Origin of the sequence: Dethiosulfatarculus sandiegensis, from assembly GCF_000931935.2 — a bacterium.
GTDB classification, from domain to species: Bacteria; Desulfobacterota; Desulfarculia; order Desulfarculales; family Desulfarculaceae; genus Dethiosulfatarculus; species Dethiosulfatarculus sandiegensis.
In genome coordinates this window covers 123629-139451 of the sequence record NZ_AZAC01000034.1, presented here as the reverse complement: position 1 = coordinate 139451, position 15823 = coordinate 123629, and the positions used below count along the sequence as shown (strand labels likewise).

Below are 15823 nucleotides of genomic sequence, written 5' to 3'. Positions count from 1 at the left end.
TTGCTACAAGGTCTTGGCTATGCCGAAGATCTCCTCTGCGTCCAGGACCAGATCGTTCTGCTCAAAAAGTTTGGCCACGCAGGCACGGTGCAACTTCATCTTGAAGCCGCCGATACCCAGGGCGCCATACAGGAATTTTCCTTCGACTTCCTTGCCGTTCCAATGGGATTTCACACCTTCGATGCCCACCGGTGGGACCGCGTTCACATCGGCCAAGACCTTGAGGGAGTCATTGGCTTTCCACATTTCTTCGCTCACGCACTGCACACCGGCCGCGCCGCAGGTGAGGACCGCAGTGACGCCCTGTAAAACAGCGTTATAATCCTCCGGGGTCGCCGCGGCCTGGGGGGCCACCTTGACACCGAAACGCTCTTCAATGGATGCGCAGGCCTTTTCGGCCTTTTCCAAGCCCCTGGAGGTGAGGACCACGTCCGCGCCTTCCTTGGCCAAAAGGGCTGCGGCCCTTAAGCCCACCGGACCGGTGCCGGCCAAAATGGCGACCTTCTTGCCGCTCAAATCACCGTGGGCCAGCATCTTGGCAACCGCGGCGGTGGCTGTGGTGTTGCAGCCGTTGGCGTCCATCATAAGGGAAACCCTCACCGGACCGAAAAAGGAATCCTTGGCAGCCTTGAGCATGGCCTCACCGGCCTCCACATTGGAGCCACCGATAAAAGCCGCGGAGTTTTTAAGGTCTTCGCCGCCCCTGGTGAACATTTCGCCGTAGATCAGGTTCCGCACGTCTTCGGGCTGAACCCCGCCATACTGCAGAAGGCTGTCAATTCCGGCGTCATAGGCTGTGACTGCATCGAAAACACTGGCAAACTTGTCATTGTCCAGTTGGAGCAGAATTTTTTTCATTTTTGGTCTTCTCCTTCAATATAAACCACCAGATTCCCCAAGGCTGCGTCAGCCCCGGACAGGGCTGCCAGTTCAATCAATGATTTCAGGCTTTTTAAGGAGAGGTTCTCTCCTTTTTCCGTCAAGGCCTCAAGGGTGGGCTTTAGATCATCAAAGTCGGCTTTTACGTGTAGAATCTCCCGGTTGGAACCCCTCACCTGTTTTACCCGTACAGGCGGGGCCATAGGCTCGGTCTGATCAGCCATGCGGACCCGAGCCTTAACCATGGTGTAGGAAAAACTTAAATGCTTATGTTCAATAATCCGGACACCTATGGTGCCCAATTCGCAGGCCAGAAAAGAGGCTAAATCTTCCAGCAAGTCTTCGGGAGCGTCTATAAAATAGATATGTTCCGGACGGCCCTTTTTGGTGATGGCCGGGACCACGTGCACACTACCCGCCCCTTTTTCCATCAATTCCTCAATGATGAAAGGGACTATTTCACAAGAAGTGTCATCCACATTGACCATCATAAGCATTTGGGCCATCCCTAATTAAGCTAATCATCAAGGTTCGGGATTCAGGCGATGCCGCCTGATTTTTTAAAAGCGGCATCGCCTGAAAAGGGATTTCAAAAGCTTACATATCCTTCATCATGCGGACAGCCAGGCGGCCCACTTCAACGGCCTTTTCACCGGCGCCGGGTATGGCGCGGGTGGTGGCTGCGCCTTTCTCAGCCAGCTTGGCGGCTTCCTTGGGATCATGCTTGCCCATGCAAGCGGCAACTGCGGCCGGAATGATGACGTTGATCGGAGCGCAACCAACGTACATCAACTCCTGCACGGCCACGGAAGCGCAGGTCAAAGCCATATTCTTTTCGGCCTGCTTGTTCAAGACGATCTCCGGAGCGGCCTTGTGGCACAGTCCTTCCAACACGAACTTCTCGCCGTTAATCACGATCTCGGCGTCCACATCTGAGTCAAAGCCCCAGAACATGGCGGCAAAGGGATGGTTGCGGCGGGCGCCGCCCTTGACCTTGGTGAACTTGACGGAGATCTCGGCGCCCATGAAAGCACTCAGCACCTTGCCGGAATTCTCTTCCACCAAGACATGACGCTCATCGTCGAAAGTCTTGCAGATGTCTTCCAGGGCCTTGCCTTCGTTCAGAGCCTCGTAGGTGCGCTCGGCCAGCTCATTGTACTTGGCGGTGCGGATGCCGTCGGTAGCCTTGATGATGGTCTGGGTCACGATGCCGCGCTTGACCTGTTGGGCTTTCCTGGCCACGGTGTTGTAGCTGATGGCAGCGTTTATGCCGTCGATGTACTGGGTCAGCTTCAGCTCGCGGATAATATCGGCGGTGGCTTCCACATCACCTTCGTTGTCGATCAGGGCGTTCATGGCCACCACGGCGTCGGAGACGCAGTGGGCCAGAGGCGGGTTCACAGGACCGCCGCCAAAACCGGCGCCGATCATGGGAGCTTCGGCAAAGCAGGCCAGGATCTCGTTCAAGGTCATCATGCCGACCACGGTGGGGGATCCGATGTCCTTCAGGATCATGCCCAGGTCGCCGACCAAAGTAGCGGTGTCATACTCTTTGCCGGTTCCGCGCAGGTGCATCTTCTCGGGCAGGCCGGCGGCCTTCATGGCGCCCTTGCCCACTGCGTAGCAGGTGCCCTGTACGAAGAATTCGCCCTCGGACTCGGCGATCATACCGTCGGGGTTGATCAATTCCAGCACCGCAGCCGCGGCCAGCATGGCGCAGGCAATGGCGTTGGGGATGATTCCGGCGCCGCGGTAGGACTTGACCATGTAGTCCACGGCAGCCTTGGTTCCGTTGTTGGCCAGGTCCAGGTAAGTCATGTCCTCACCCAGGGTGGAGTGGCCGTAAACAGCGCCACCGGCCACGAACGGAGGCACATCAGCGCCGTCCACACGGCATACCTCGCCCCGCTGCATGGCTTCATAAAGGCCCTGCACTGCGGCGAAACCGGAGAGTTTGTTGGTCTGCTTGGAAGTCGGCAGCCCCACCACGCCGGCTCTTTCGGCACCGGCCTTCATACGGGCCATGGCGCCGAGCTTACGGTTGCCGGCAGGCACACCGGCCCTGGACTCGGTTCCGGCGATGTTCAAGAGAGCTGCGGTCATCAAGGCGGCGTTGCTGGGGGTTGCGCCAGCTTCCATGGCGGCCTTGACACCCTCTTCCACTACATGGTCCAAAGGCAGGTCGATCAGGTTGGAGTCTTTAATGCGGATGCTCCTGCCAAGCAGAATTTCCTTGGTCATGGCGTTGGCAGAGGCAAAGGCAGCCAGGTTCAGCATGCCGTGCCCCTTGGTCAATGCTTCGATACGGTCAGCAGTTCCATAGTCCACGTCGGAGGTTACAGCCATCAAGGTTGCTAAAACTTCTTTATTCATCTTAACTTCTCCCGGCCGTTCACAGCCAGTTATTGGGAAATTAATATTCCCGGTTAAAGATTACGTGGTTCGAGTTTTTCCTTTCAGGATCACTTTTTGCGCACCTATCCTGTTGGCACGAACATTTTTCCTCCCCGGAAAAACTAGTTCCCTGAAGGGTTAAAAGCGGCCAGACATTTACATGTCGGGCATTCCAAACCTTTTTATAAATTTATGCGATAACTGAGAGAAGAATTTCGTGACTACCCCTCCTGCCAAAGCTGTAGAGCCAAGCGAGGGGCTTATCTCGGAAGATCCGCCCCAAATCGCTTTGGCGCAATGCGCAGACGGGCAAAGCATGAGCTTTACAATATACATCTGGCGCGGACTTAGCTAGATTTTCGCCTTGAATCCTCAATAACCATGCAGGATTCAAAGTATCAAAGTCAACCCTTTTATCTCAATTTGGGAAGAGACTTTGCCTTGCCAATCCTGTTATTAACAACCGTGTCATATTGCACGATTTTTTCAGCATTTTCATCATCAGCAGCCAACTGGGCCAGGTAGTTATGCATGGCGTCCACCTGGCCGGTCATCTCGGTGGAAACGGCTGCCGCTTCCTCGGCCGAGGCGGCTGTCTTTTGGGTGACGGCATCCACCTCATTGACAGCCTGACCAGCCTGAACCACTCCCAGTGCCTGTTCCTTGCTGGCTTCCGAAATCTCACTCACCAACACACCCAACTTGTTTGCGATCTCCTCGACCGCATACATACCCTCGTCTGTTTCCTTTAACAGCTCGGTGCTTTTTTTGATGTGCTTTGTATTCTCCTGAATCAATTCCTCGGTGCGTTTAGCTGCATCCGAGGCCCGGGACGCCAGCCTTCCCACTTCCTCCGCCACCACGGAAAAGCCCGCCCCCGCTTCTCCGGCCCGGGCGGCCTCCACAGCCGCATTGAGGGAAAGAAGACTGGTCTGAAAGGCTATTTCATTGATGCCTTTTACGATATCAGCCGTCTCATCGCTGCCCTTGGTGACCCTATCCATGGCCTGCTTAAGCTCCCACATGGAAGTTCCGGCCGCTTCTATCTGTTTGGCGGTATCCTGCACCAGGCCGGTTGCAGCGTCGGACTTGTCGGCATTCTGTTTGGCCTGGGATGATATCTCCTCCAGGGCAGAGGATATTTCCTCCATGGCTGCCGCCTGTTGACTGGCTCCGGCTGCCAGTTCCTGACTGGAGTTGCCGATCTCCTGAATTACACCCGAAAGGTTTTTATAGACATTGTTTAGCCCGGCCTGGGCTTGGTTAAATCCGCCCAAAGAATGTTTGACCAGTAAAAACCAGAGACCAGCAGCCAAAATCAGACCGGCCAGGCCAGCCCACACCAAGGGCATCGACAAATTTTCACCGGCGGCTTGTACGGTCATGTAAGCTGCCTGGTATTCGCCACCGGCCAAAGGCATCCAGGCGGCGTTCCATTCTTCAGCTTGTCCCTGGCCTGAACCGGAGCCGTTAAAACCGGCTTCGCTCAAAAGGGAAACGGCGTTTTCCGGAAGTCCGGAGGACTTAAAAAGCAGCTCTCCCTTATTGGAGAACAACACCAGGCCGTCCAGCAACTGAACGGGAAGCGCCCCGGCAAAAAACAAAGCGCCGTTCGAGCCCATCTGAGCAATCCGATAAGCTACAGGCGAACGGTCGGCATCCGCAGTCACTCTCAAGACATCCGTTTTTATTGCGGATGCGTCTTCAAGCAGTGAATCCAGAGCATTGCCTAAAGAGTTTGCCAGGATATCCGGTTTTTGATTTGGTTTGATTATGGCGAGAGCGCTTGATGAATCTGAATTTAGAGTAGAGATGCTTTTTAAGGAAGATTTGATTTGATCGGGATTTTTCAGGAATGCCGCCTGGGCTGCCATTGTCTGGCTTAAAATGGCCTGGGAATTGAGATGTAGTTTAAGGGCTTCCCTTTGGCAGGTGAGCTGCTTTAGAGCTTCATGTTGCCCCCCCGCCTTACCCGTAAAGGTTGATACAGCGGCTATGACAACAACAGGTAGTATCAGCAGCAATGTTCCTTGGGCGATAATTCTGCTCTGAAAAGTCAAGCTGCGCCTTACCTTTCCCCCCAACAAAGTAAAATGGTCCGGCCATTTTTCAAATGCCTCTTAAATTTGGGGCATTGTTATTTCTAGAACCTGTTTATCGACATCCATAGGGTTTAAGCTTCGTGCTTGCCAGGATCTCAACTTTTAATTACCAATGTTCATGTAATTGAGAAGAATATACTAGATACATCCAGGCTTTGACAACTCAAATCCCCAAAAAAAAGGAATCAATATAGCCGTTTGACATTGGAAACAGAAAGTGTTTCGTTTCACTTAATAGCCTATTTTTTGCTTTTCCAACAAAAATTAACGGGTTATTTATCTATAGTATATTACTAGATTTTTAAATGTGTTTATTTTCACAACACTGTATTGTCTGCTGACCTAACCAAGACAATCGCTTTTAATCAATGAAAACATTCTAATTCTCAGAATCTCACATCAAGTTACTCATCAGGTGAAACACTTACGCCACCTAGTCCCAGCTATCAAGTAGACAATATGTTCCAACTAATTAGATATCAATCAAGGCTTTTAGGGGTAACTGCTCATGATTGCTTGATCTAAAAGAAAATTTGCAGAATACTGCCTTACAGGTTTTAAAAAAATTGAGAGCATGGACAGCCTGGACGGCTATAGAGAAAGAGAAAAAAACCAATGCCGCATCCTATGCTTGCACTTTTCTTTTTACTTATCCAGGTATGCGCACCTGCCCCGGCCTCTTATGCCGAGGAGAGTGGGCCGATCATTATCCGCGCCCTGGACGGCGACAGCCTGATAGTGAAGATAGGAGATAGTCACAAGGAAATCAGGTTGTTCGGCATTGACTGCCCTGAGTGGAAACAGCCATACGCAGATCAGGCCAAGGCATGCAGCCAAAGTTTTGCAGGCCAGAGGGTTAAAGTAAAAAGTGTGGGCAAAGACTCCCATGGCCGACTGCTGGCCACGATCATATTACGAAATGGGCAATCACTTAACCGGACCCTTGTAGCCAAAGGCCTGGCCTGGCACTATCGCCGCTATTGTCGTGACCCTGTACTGGCGGATCTGGAGGTAAAGGCCCGCAAGGCCGGACTGGGGCTGTGGCAGGATGCCGATCCAATGCCTCCTTGGGTCTGGAGAAGGCAAAAAAAGCCCGAAACCTACCGAATTAACAAGAAAAATTCATCGAGATCATTATTACATGGAAACAGAAAAAGCCGGGTTTTTCACCGGAAAACATGCAAATACTATAATTGTAAAAACTGCACGGTTATTTTCCGCTCCAGAAAGGAGGCTCTGAGTAAAGGGTATCGACCTTGTAAATTATGTAAGCCCTGATTTTTTGCCAACCCTTTCGGCCTTAAACCTGGGGACAGTATAGTTTAGAATCTATGTCATTTTTGACATAGATAGATATTCTTATGCCAAGAATGACATAGATTAATCGTTCAATATTCAAGCATTTTTATTACCGCATCCGGGCCTGTCCCTGGGCAATGCACCTGTGGGGTGCGGACAGAGATTCCACCTAAAGATAAAAGAAAAATTCCGGCAACAAAGCATCCGGCTTAGGAGACCCGGAAGGAGACTTGGTCTTTTCGCAACTAACAGACCGTCTCTTTTTTTGGCCGACCCAGCCCTTGAAAAGGCATTTCGTTTCACCATCTATACTTTTTCCACCAATATAATGTATTTTATTATATTGCTATAACAGCAGGCTGGCTGCACGGATCTTTTGTTTCTCATTTCTTTCGGCCAAGCCGTTACCAAAGGGAGTTGCCAAAGTTGTCCACCAAAGAGGCCCATCCCCTGCCAACAGACGCTAGACGCCGTATTTATCTGAGTATGCAAGAAAAAGACGTATTTTGGGACTTGCGGAAAAATTATCTGGAGCTGGTTTTTGAAACCAGGGCAACCCACGCAGAACATCTTAAAAAGACAGGGGAATGGCTTTACTATGTCTTTGCCTGCCGTTTACTCTCCCAATTCATTGGTTTTAAAAACGCAACTATAATAGATTGGGGAGGATTTTACGGGCAGGTGACCGCCATACTGACAAGGTTGGGAGCAAGGCGGACCAATAATTATCTACTCGAAAAACCGGCGCATTACGACCTTTTCGTCAAAAAGATAAAAATACCGACCATTTATGGGCAAAAACCCAACGCCCTTAATTTGCCAGACAATTTCTGTGAGGTCTTTATTTCTTCGGGAGTGCTTGAGCATGTACATGAAGATGGTGAAGGCGATGAAGACCTGATCCTTTGGGAAATAAACCGAGTGCTCAAGCCCGGGGGCTGGTTCATTCTTTGGAACCTACCCTCCCTTTTAAGCTGCTCTGAGCTCTTGGCCGCTTCTCTGCGCAAACCGCACCATGACAGGCGCTTTTGGGATAGAGCTGTCTTTCGCAGACTCAAAGGGCACGGATTCAGCATACAGTATATTGACAAGCACAAGCTCTTGCCCGGCAGCCTGATATCCCATTTGGGAAAGATAATCAACCCGCTTCTCCTGGCTCGCGCCGATGATGTCTTGGCTCATCTCTGGCCCTTATCCGCCTTGGCCAGGGACTATTTCATCATGGCCAGAAAGACCTGACGCCTGCAACACACCAATGTTTACTGGTTTTACTTCCCTTTCATCCTCACTCTTTGCTAGTTTAACTAAGGCACATTAAAGCCCGGTTTGAAACCATATCATCAGGTCAGGCTCTTTTCCCCAGCCCGGCCCCATGCAAAGAGAGAAGAAGCACATGAGGAAAAAACTACTTTGGTTAAGCATTATATTGGGAATCTGCCTGATGGCCGGATTTGCCCAGGCAGGTGGACCCAACGTAGCGGTGGTATTGGTTGATGTGCAGGCTGACTTTACAACCGCCCACAAAGGCTCATTGGCTGTGGCGGATAGTGATCAGCCCTATCTTGACAAAGTAACCCAAGCCACCAAGGAACTTCGCAAAAAAGGGCTCCAGGTATTTGCCACCCAGGATTGGCACCCCAAAGACCACATGTCCTTTGCAGCCAATCACCAAGGGAAAAAACCCTTTCAGGCCATCAAACTGGCAGACGGCCGCACTCAGGTGCTGTGGCCCACCCATTGCGTTCAAAACAGCAGCGGTTCGGCTATAGTAATAGAAACAAGCCTCATTGACCAGGTGGTGCAAAAGGGTAAGGACCCTTCATATGATTCCTATTCAGGCTTCAAGGATGACGGGGGCAAGGTCACAGAGCTTAAGGATCTACTGAAAAAACAAGGTGTTGAAACCATCATTGTGTATGGAATAGCCACGGACTATTGTGTCAGGGCCACGGTTGTGGACGGGCTGACCGCGGGGTTCAAGGTGGTGGTTGTCCAGGATCTTTGCCGAGGGGTCGCGCCGGACACCAGCAAAAAGGCCTGGCAGGAGATGGAACAAAAAGGGGCACTGATCTGGGAATCCCTGGACCCGGAAAAGGTCAAAGGACTCTAAAGCAACCCGCCAACGGCTTAAAATACATAATAAACAACCCGGGCCTTGACGCGAGGCCCGGGTTGTCCGGTTTCACTCCAGTTTGGCCAGGGCCTTTTTGGCTGTTGCTTTAAGGCGTTGAAAGCCTTCCGAGTCAGGCTTGATATCCAAAAAGCCAACTGTGAATTTAATCTGCCAGGGCCCTTTCCAGGCCATTAAAACCAAGACATCCCCTTCCCTGACCGCAATTACAGCCTCGTGGCCCAGGTCCTCAACCTTTTTGAAACGGGTTCCGTCTTCCGGAGACAGACCCAGGTAATGGTCCGGGCTGTTGGGGCTTTTTTTAACTTGCAGATTAAGATAGGACATGGTCTCGCCCTTGGGCGCCCAACCGCAGCCCAGCATACTGCCTGCGCCGGGCTCAACCGGCTTGCCTACCAGATAGGCGGCCTCTTCGGTGGTAAGCAAGGAGCAGCCGGAAGGCGGCTTTTTGTTTTCCGCCTCTGTGTCCGGCCCTTGGCAACCTGCCAACATAAGCCCGCAAGACAAAACAAAGGTAATTATCCCAAAGCTGATGTTTCTTTTTTGAGGCATGACCTTTCCCCCTCGCCTTAGGTTTATTTCCCGGGAAAACAAAGGTCCTTACATTATGCGCTTTATTGTGCCTGACAAAGCATCTTTAGCTGAAAAAACCAGAAATTGACCTGATTATCAAATTTGGATTACTATGCAGCCTAGGTTAAGAAAACAGTAGTTTCCACAGGTTTTATTAATTTGGTCTTACTTATTGCTTGTTTTTGAATCATGTTCGGCCAATGATGCCGCCAGAAGCCGCATTCAAGCCAAAGGTGAACGGTAAAAATCATACGGCATCATGGTAAAAAAGATGAAACACCAGGTTTTTCTTATTATTCCGACGATTGTTGGGTTCGTTCATTCAATATGTGCGCATTTTCGGGAGCAAGCTGGCATGCATATAACCAACCGCACTTTGATCTTCTTTTTTTTAGTTTCCTTTTCGCTTTTAACTGCCGCTGGTGCAGGGGCGTCTAGCAAACAAAGCAAATGGAACACCTCCAGGGGCCCTATGACCCTGAATAAAACAGAGGGTTATGTAAAAGGCACCTTTAAGGCGGATCAGAGCGGCAAACTCTATGGGATCATTTCCGGTGACTATTTGAGAGGTGTATGGGAAGACGGCAAAACCGGTTTTTTTGAATTTAAGCTCAAAGACCGGGGTAAAGGCTTTAACGGACATTGGGGCTATCCCGGCCGGCCCTGGTCCGGTTCCTGGAACGGCGCCAAATTAAGCGAAACCAAAGGCGGTCAACAGCTTGCCGCCGCAACAACGGCCAACCGCAGGCGTATTAAACAAGGGCACTTTACTGTTTTGGCCGACGAGGAATGGCTTTTGCATCCGTGGAAAAAAGACGGGACCAGCAAAGGCTGGAGGCTGCGTTATCAGCCTTTGGGCGCGAAACAAAAGAAGTATCCTTTTTCCGTGAGCTTCGCGGTTCAGCATTGGCCTAATTCTACATACGAGGAAATGGTCAAGCGCCAAAGCCACATCCTGCAACATTTAAAAAAATCAAGACAAAAAAAGTTTAGGACCTGGAATATGCCGGTGGCCGGGGAAAACGCCCTGGTCTTTAACTATCAAACGGAAAAAAGTACGGTATTTTTATTATTCCCCCATAAAAACAACACCTTGTATTACATCTACATTTGGGTCAGAGGTAAGGTGGCATCTTTACCCTGGCAGATAAACAATCTGCTTGCCACCCTGGCCCTGCCCGGCCCAAAATCCTCTAGACCCGCAGCCAGGAAACCCGCGCCAGCTTCTCCCAAAAGCGAGAAAAAGCCTGAATCATTGCCGGAATTTGTCGCCACCGACTCTACGGGCGCAGCCGGGCCGGATCATGAGCTGACGCCTTCACCGGTCGAGGGGGCCTGTTATGTAGCTGCTGAAGCGACCTCTGGTCGGCTGCTCACCATGAAGCTGGGCATGCCCCTGGCGGATGTTGAAAAAAAATACCATGTAACTTCCAACGGCACCGAGGGCTTGCGCGTTTTTAAGAGCGACATTCCCTGTCTGGCTTTAATCAAATACACCTTTAACTATAAAAAGGGTTTTCTAAAGGAAAAGGCTTTCCATGCCCTGGATTTCAAGGTGGACAAAACCGCCCCCCAAAAGCCGGTAACCGAAATCCGGGTGAAAATCTCCTGTGACAAGGGGATGGAATTTTCGCGCAAGTTATTTGACTGGTATGCGGAGACCTATGGTCCTCCCACCAAAAAAGTCAACAAAATGGATGCCATGACCAACTTCGGCTCCCATAAGCTCCCTGTTGAGTTCTGGCGTTACTGGCATTTTAAAACCAAAGACGGAAAGCCTCTTTATTTTGAGGTCAAGCGCAACAATCTGTTTGAGTATTACGTCATCACCTTGAGGTACAGAAAATAAAAAGCCTGCAGGCAAGCGGCGGTTCCGGGCATCCGAAACACTACTAAAGGAGACGCCGGGTGGGGTTATACAACTCAAACAAAAAGACTGGTTTATTGCGGAGCAACCACTTGCCGTAAGTGGTTGCTCCGGGTCCGGATATATTGGGACGCCATATCTCCCCATTAAGCAGGAAGAGCGATTTTCTAAAAAAGTCCCGTCAGGATTTCTTTCAAAAACAGGGGGCAAAAATGAACTATTTTCTCAAGTCTGCTATTGGCCTTCTTATGGCTCTTTGCCTTTGCCTGCCTGCCCAGGCCAAAGATTTCTCCCACAACCTTTTAATCATCTTGGACGCCTCCGGCTCAATGATGGGCAGAATCCAGGGCAAAAGCAAGATGCGCATTGCCAACCAGACCCTGCTTGATTTGTGTGGGAAACTGGCCAAGCAAAAAGACCTGGCCCTGGCGGTGCGGGTGTATGGACATCAATCGGACAAAAAGAAAAAAGATTGCCAAGACAGCAAGCTGGAACTTGCCTTTGATCGTCTGGAAGTAAAAAAAGTCAAAAGCCTTTTGGCAAGAGTCAAGCCAAGGGGATACACCCCTTTGGCCTATTCCCTGGCCCAGGCTCCCCAGGATTTTGCCGGGATCAAAAGAGGCAAACGCACCATTGTCCTGATCACCGACGGCCTTGAGACCTGTGGGGGCGATCCTTGCCTGGTGGCAAAAGAGCTGGCCCAAAGCGGGCTCGAAATCAAGCTGCATGTAGTCGGTTTCGGCTTGAAAAATAAGGAAATGAAGCAGCTTGAATGCCTGGTTAAGCCTTCGGGAGGCATGATTCTGCCTGCCAGGAACGCCTCTGAACTTGCCCGGGCCCTTGATACGGTGGTTAAGAAATCCTTGGAACCCAACCTGATTGTGGCGGTGCAAGACTCCAAGGGCAAACCCCGCCTTTGCCATATTGAAATTTTTAAAAGCAAAGCATCCAAAAGCCTGGATCTGCGCCAGGGCCCCACGGCCAGATTCACCCTCACACCAGGTGTCTACGATATTTTGGTAAGGGATTTCAAGACCAGGCAAACCAAACGCATCAAAGGGGTTGAGATTCCCAAGGGGAAAACAGTGGAAAAGACCGTGGTCCTGGGCTCCGGCCGCCTTTTGGTCAAACTTGAAACCACTCAAAACAAACCCATCAAGGGTTATGTGGAGGTGACTCTTTTTGAGGAAGGGAAAAAACTTAACAGCACAGGCAGTTACTTGACAGGCAAGCCGCATGTATTCACCCTGCCGCAAGGCAACTACCGGGTATCGGCCAGGGTTGACAAGATGGGTTATAAGGATGTTAAGGAAAACATCCAGATAAAAACCGGCCAGGAAGAGCAGATAACCTTCCGATTTGGCCAGGCAACCTTACAGGTGGTGCTGGAGGATGCAAACGGAGCCAAACTGCCGGCCTATGTTGAAGTATGGTTCATGAAAAACGGCAATAAAGCCGGATATAAATCCGCTTCCAGTAAAGACGGCACAGCGACATTCACTCTGGTTCCGGGGACCTACAGCCTGAAAACCAGGCGTATGGACACCAAAGTCAAAAAACTTGTTCCGGATTTTAAGATAAGCGACCAGGAAAAACAGATAAAAAAGGTGATCTTTGACTGAGCCTGGCCGGTTTTTTAGGGCCCTGGATTTTCTTTGACAAGCATGGGGTGTTCACGTAGGTAAAATAAGCCCTGGCGGGAATGACACCTATTTGGTTATGAGGAAGACAGGGCCATGGCTCTTTACCGGTTTTTACGCGCAGAGAAGTTTTTTCGAAAAGCCGATACTCCGGCCCCAAGCCGCACAGTGCGACAGGCCTTTTTCATCTCTTGGGTGATAATGAGCCTGGCCGGAATCTTGATCGTGCTCACCCCCTTTGCCGTGGCCCAGGCCCAAATGGACCGGATGCTCCCTCCCTGCCAGTGGCAGGTGCTTTATCACAAGCCCTGCCCCTTCTGCGGAATGACCACGGGGTTTTACCACCTCTGCCGGGGCGAAGGGGCAAAGGCTCTCAAGGCCAACGCCCTTGCCCCCTGGCTGTTTGGCCTTTTCATCTTAAACGGATTAACCTGCCTGACAGTGCTGACTCTCAAACTGTCGGCGTTCCATAAAAAAACAATTTCACGAAAAGGAACTTAAATGCAGCTGTTAAGTCTGATCTGGGGAATATTAGCCATTGTGGGCATGATTGTGGGCTTTATCCCCTGCTTTGGCTCCTTGAACTGGCTCAACATCCCCTTTGCCGGGGTGGGTGTGATCATTGGCGTTCTGGCCTTGAGCAGCGCCGACCAGGAAAACAGATCACCTGCCATGAGCGGCCTTATCTGCTGCGCCCTGGCCTGCCTGTTCGGGCTTTTCCGCCTTATCGCGGGCGGCGGGGTGTTTTGATAAAAGTTGCGGGCCTGTTTCCCCTGTATGCTAATGCCGTTGCAAAGGGGAACAGGCCCGCGTGTGAGGGCAGATGGAAGAAGAACTTTAAAAGTCAACTAATGGCTGTATTGCCGGTTTCGCCTTTTCCGCCTTATTGCAGGCGGCGGAACGTTTTAAAAAGTTGCGGGCCTGTTTCCCTGTATGCAGTATGCCGTTGCTAAGGGGAACAGGCCCGCGTGTGAGGGTGGATGGAAGAAGAAGAAGAACTAAAGATGTCAACCGATGGCTACATTGCCAGTTTCGCCTGTTCTAATGCGCAGGGCGTCTTCCAAAGGCATGACAAAGACAACCCCGTCGCCGATATTCCCAGTCTGTGCGCCTTCCACTATGGCTTTTTTGCAGGGTTCCACAAACTCGTCGTTCACCCCTATTTCCAAGCGCACTTTCTTCAAAAGGTTCACTTCGTGCTGCACCCCTCTGTAGGTCTCGCTATAGCCTTTCTGCCTGCCTGAACCCACGATGTTGGTCACAGAGAGGTTATAGATTTCGGACTTGTAAAGGGCTTTTTTCACATCAACTAATTTCTCGGGCTTTATATATGCAATGATCAGTTTCATTTTTGCTTCTCCAACTCTTAGCGGGTGGTGAAGATCTGGAAGTCTGAGTAGCCTTCCATGCCGTGTTCATCGATATCCAGGCCGCGCAGTTCTTCGGTCCGGGTCACCCTGAGGCCGATGGTGTGATCGACGATAAAGAAGACCACTCCCATGGTAACCAGGGTGAAGGCAGCTACACTCACCACTCCCAAGGCCTGCACACCAAGCTGACCAAGGCCGCCGCCCATGAAGAGCCCGTCTGAAGCCAGGCCCAGGGCTTTCTGTCCCCATAGGCCCACTGCCAAGGTGCCCCAGACACCATTCACGCCGTGCACACTCACCGCACCGACCGGGTCGTCTATGTGAAGCAGGTCAAAGAACCGGGCGCTCAGCACAACCAGCACACCGCCGATGGCCCCTATCAGGATGGAAGCAACCGGGCTGACCACTGCGCAGGGAGCGGTTATGGCCACCAGCCCGGCCAGGGCGCCGTTCATGCAAAAGGTAAGGTCAGGCTTGCCGTAACCGATCCAGACCGCCAGCATGGCCGTCAAGGCTCCGGCTGCGGGAGCCAGGATTGTGTTTACGGAGATAAGGGAAATGGCCTTTGCATTTTCAATACCGCTGGCTGCCAGCTGGGAGCCGGGGTTGAAACCAAACCAGCCAAACCACAGGATAAAGACACCCAAGGCCGCAAGGGGCAGGTTATGGCCGCATATGGCCTGGGCTTTGCCTTCGGCATCGTATTTACCTTCCCTGGGTCCCAACATCCAGGCCCCGATCAGGGCCGCCCAGCCGCCGGTGGAATGCACAATGGTGGAACCGGCAAAGTCAAAGAAGTTCAATCCGGCGAGCCAGCCGCCGCCCCAAGTCCAGTGCCCAATTATAGGATAAATCAGGGCTGTCAGAACGCCTGTGGCAATCAGGTAGCTGATGAATTTAATCCGCTCGGCCACTGCGCCGGAGACGATTGTCGCCGCGGTGGCGCAGAAAACAGCCTGGAATATGAACGAAGCCCAGATGGGGACGTTACTGTCTCCCAAGCCGGAGAGGGCAAAGCCGTTCAGGCCGATAAAACTGTTGCCACTACCGTACATCAGGCCATATCCAAAGAAGAAAAACAATATCACAGCCACCGACATATCCATGAAGTTTTTAGCTATGATATTGATGGTGTTTTTCGCCCTGGTTAAACCAGTTTCCAGAAGGGCAAATCCAGGCTGCATAAAAAACACCAAATAGGCTGCTAAAAGTATCCAAACAGTATCCAGATCATTTATGGTGCTCTCTGCCTCCGCTGCCAAAGCCGGAGTTGCAATCAACAGAAAGGCACCTGTAATCAAGGCGATAAGCCCTGGTTTTGGTTTAGTCATCTTGTTTACTCCTAAGAAGTCTGTATGTTTTTTCTTGGCATACAAAATTAGAATCCAGCCTTAAATCACTCTTGATTCAGGTGTGTTCGCCGTTTTGTTACAAGCTGGTTATTGCCTCTGTTGATTTGAGAATAAGGCAGGATAAGCACCCTCATAATCACCACCCTTTTTCTGGTTAATAATTTTTAATACAACCTGAAAAACCAATTCAATAACTTTTGGATTGGTTTTTTTCTG

The 15823-nt window shown here is 51.0% G+C and carries 14 protein-coding genes; 7 read left to right on the top strand and 7 right to left on the bottom strand.

The annotated features are described in order from the left end of the window. Positions 1-3: 3 nt before the first annotated feature. The 4 genes from X474_RS18150 to X474_RS18135 form a co-directional block, all read right to left on the bottom strand. On the bottom strand, positions 4-858 hold the full coding sequence (locus tag X474_RS18150) for an NADP-dependent methylenetetrahydromethanopterin/methylenetetrahydrofolate dehydrogenase (protein ID WP_044350899.1): 855 nt from the start codon (positions 856-858) through the stop codon (positions 4-6). Further along, positions 855-1376, bottom strand: a complete 522-nt coding sequence (gene larC2, locus X474_RS18145) for a nickel pincer cofactor biosynthesis protein LarC2 (RefSeq protein WP_052515380.1) — start codon at positions 1374-1376, stop codon at positions 855-857. The genes X474_RS18150 and larC2 overlap by 4 nt, the downstream gene beginning before the upstream one ends. A 100-nt stretch (positions 1377-1476) precedes the next feature. Further along, entirely contained in the window at positions 1477-3252 is a 1776-nt protein-coding gene (locus tag X474_RS18140; RefSeq protein WP_044350897.1) for a hypothetical protein, read from the bottom strand. A gap of 434 nt (positions 3253-3686) precedes the next feature. Then, complete coding sequence (locus X474_RS18135) at positions 3687-5297, bottom strand: methyl-accepting chemotaxis protein (RefSeq protein ID WP_056009659.1); 1611 nt, start codon at positions 5295-5297, stop codon at positions 3687-3689. A 693-nt stretch (positions 5298-5990) separates the two neighbouring features. Between X474_RS18135 and X474_RS18130 the strand changes: the two genes are divergently transcribed. From X474_RS18130 to pncA, 3 genes are all read left to right on the top strand, one after another. Beyond that, positions 5991-6653 (top strand): thermonuclease family protein, encoded by a 663-nt coding sequence (locus X474_RS18130; protein WP_082464483.1) that lies wholly within the window; start codon positions 5991-5993, stop codon positions 6651-6653. A gap of 447 nt (positions 6654-7100) precedes the next feature. Further along, positions 7101-7913 carry a class I SAM-dependent methyltransferase gene (locus X474_RS18125; protein ID WP_044350895.1) on the top strand — a complete coding sequence of 271 codons (813 nt, stop codon included), beginning with the start codon at positions 7101-7103 and terminating at the stop codon, positions 7911-7913. Positions 7914-8067: 154 nt separating this feature from the next. After that, the gene (gene pncA / locus X474_RS18120) at positions 8068-8784 is read left to right on the top strand and encodes a bifunctional nicotinamidase/pyrazinamidase (protein WP_082464482.1); all 717 of its coding nucleotides are present in this window, start codon (positions 8068-8070) and stop codon (positions 8782-8784) included. 72 nt (positions 8785-8856) lie between these two features. Here pncA and X474_RS18115 read toward each other — a convergent pair whose 3' ends face one another. After that, positions 8857-9357, bottom strand: coding sequence for a hypothetical protein (locus tag X474_RS18115; protein ID WP_044350894.1), 501 nt, complete (start codon positions 9355-9357; stop codon positions 8857-8859). A gap of 493 nt (positions 9358-9850) precedes the next feature. Here X474_RS18115 and X474_RS18110 point away from each other — a divergent pair, with 493 nt between their 5' ends. The 4 genes from X474_RS18110 to X474_RS18095 all read left to right on the top strand — a co-directional run bounded on the left by X474_RS18110 (position 9851) and on the right by X474_RS18095 (position 13635). After that, positions 9851-11227 (top strand): hypothetical protein, encoded by a 1377-nt coding sequence (locus X474_RS18110; RefSeq protein ID WP_156360828.1) that lies wholly within the window; start codon positions 9851-9853, stop codon positions 11225-11227. A 230-nt stretch (positions 11228-11457) separates the two neighbouring features. After that, positions 11458-12867, top strand: a complete 1410-nt coding sequence (locus X474_RS18105) for a VWA domain-containing protein (protein ID WP_044350891.1) — start codon at positions 11458-11460, stop codon at positions 12865-12867. 114 nt (positions 12868-12981) lie between these two features. Beyond that, positions 12982-13386, top strand: a complete 405-nt coding sequence (locus tag X474_RS18100) for a DUF2752 domain-containing protein (RefSeq protein WP_044350890.1) — start codon at positions 12982-12984, stop codon at positions 13384-13386. Continuing rightward, entirely contained in the window at positions 13387-13635 is a 249-nt protein-coding gene (locus tag X474_RS18095) for a hypothetical protein (RefSeq protein WP_044350889.1), read from the top strand. It begins immediately after the preceding gene. 257 nt (positions 13636-13892) lie between these two features. Here the strand turns inward: X474_RS18095 and X474_RS18090 are convergent, their stop codons facing one another. After that, the gene (locus X474_RS18090) at positions 13893-14234 is read right to left on the bottom strand and encodes a P-II family nitrogen regulator (RefSeq protein ID WP_044350887.1); all 342 of its coding nucleotides are present in this window, start codon (positions 14232-14234) and stop codon (positions 13893-13895) included. Between the two features lie 17 nt (positions 14235-14251). Further along, positions 14252-15586, bottom strand: a complete 1335-nt coding sequence (locus X474_RS18085) for an ammonium transporter (RefSeq protein WP_044350886.1) — start codon at positions 15584-15586, stop codon at positions 14252-14254. Positions 15587-15823 lie beyond the last annotated feature (237 nt).

Excerpts from the sequence above, each read along its gene's own strand:
- X474_RS18150 (WP_044350899.1), bottom strand. The coding sequence starts at position 858 with ATGAAAAAAATTCTGCTCCAACTGGACAATGACAAGTTTGCCAGTGTT.
- larC2 (WP_052515380.1), bottom strand. The coding sequence starts at position 1,376 with ATGCTTATGATGGTCAATGTGGATGACACTTCTTGTGAAATAGTCCCT.
- X474_RS18140 (WP_044350897.1), bottom strand. The coding sequence starts at position 3,252 with ATGAATAAAGAAGTTTTAGCAACCTTGATGGCTGTAACCTCCGACGTG.
- X474_RS18130 (WP_082464483.1), top strand. The coding sequence starts at position 5,991 with ATGCCGCATCCTATGCTTGCACTTTTCTTTTTACTTATCCAGGTATGC.
- pncA (WP_082464482.1), top strand. The coding sequence starts at position 8,068 with ATGAGGAAAAAACTACTTTGGTTAAGCATTATATTGGGAATCTGCCTG.
- X474_RS18115 (WP_044350894.1), bottom strand. The coding sequence starts at position 9,357 with ATGCCTCAAAAAAGAAACATCAGCTTTGGGATAATTACCTTTGTTTTG.
- X474_RS18110 (WP_156360828.1), top strand. The coding sequence starts at position 9,851 with ATGACCCTGAATAAAACAGAGGGTTATGTAAAAGGCACCTTTAAGGCG.
- X474_RS18105 (WP_044350891.1), top strand. The coding sequence starts at position 11,458 with ATGAACTATTTTCTCAAGTCTGCTATTGGCCTTCTTATGGCTCTTTGC.
- X474_RS18100 (WP_044350890.1), top strand. The coding sequence starts at position 12,982 with ATGGCTCTTTACCGGTTTTTACGCGCAGAGAAGTTTTTTCGAAAAGCC.
- X474_RS18095 (WP_044350889.1), top strand. The coding sequence starts at position 13,387 with ATGCAGCTGTTAAGTCTGATCTGGGGAATATTAGCCATTGTGGGCATG.
- X474_RS18090 (WP_044350887.1), bottom strand. The coding sequence starts at position 14,234 with ATGAAACTGATCATTGCATATATAAAGCCCGAGAAATTAGTTGATGTG.
- X474_RS18085 (WP_044350886.1), bottom strand. The coding sequence starts at position 15,586 with ATGACTAAACCAAAACCAGGGCTTATCGCCTTGATTACAGGTGCCTTT.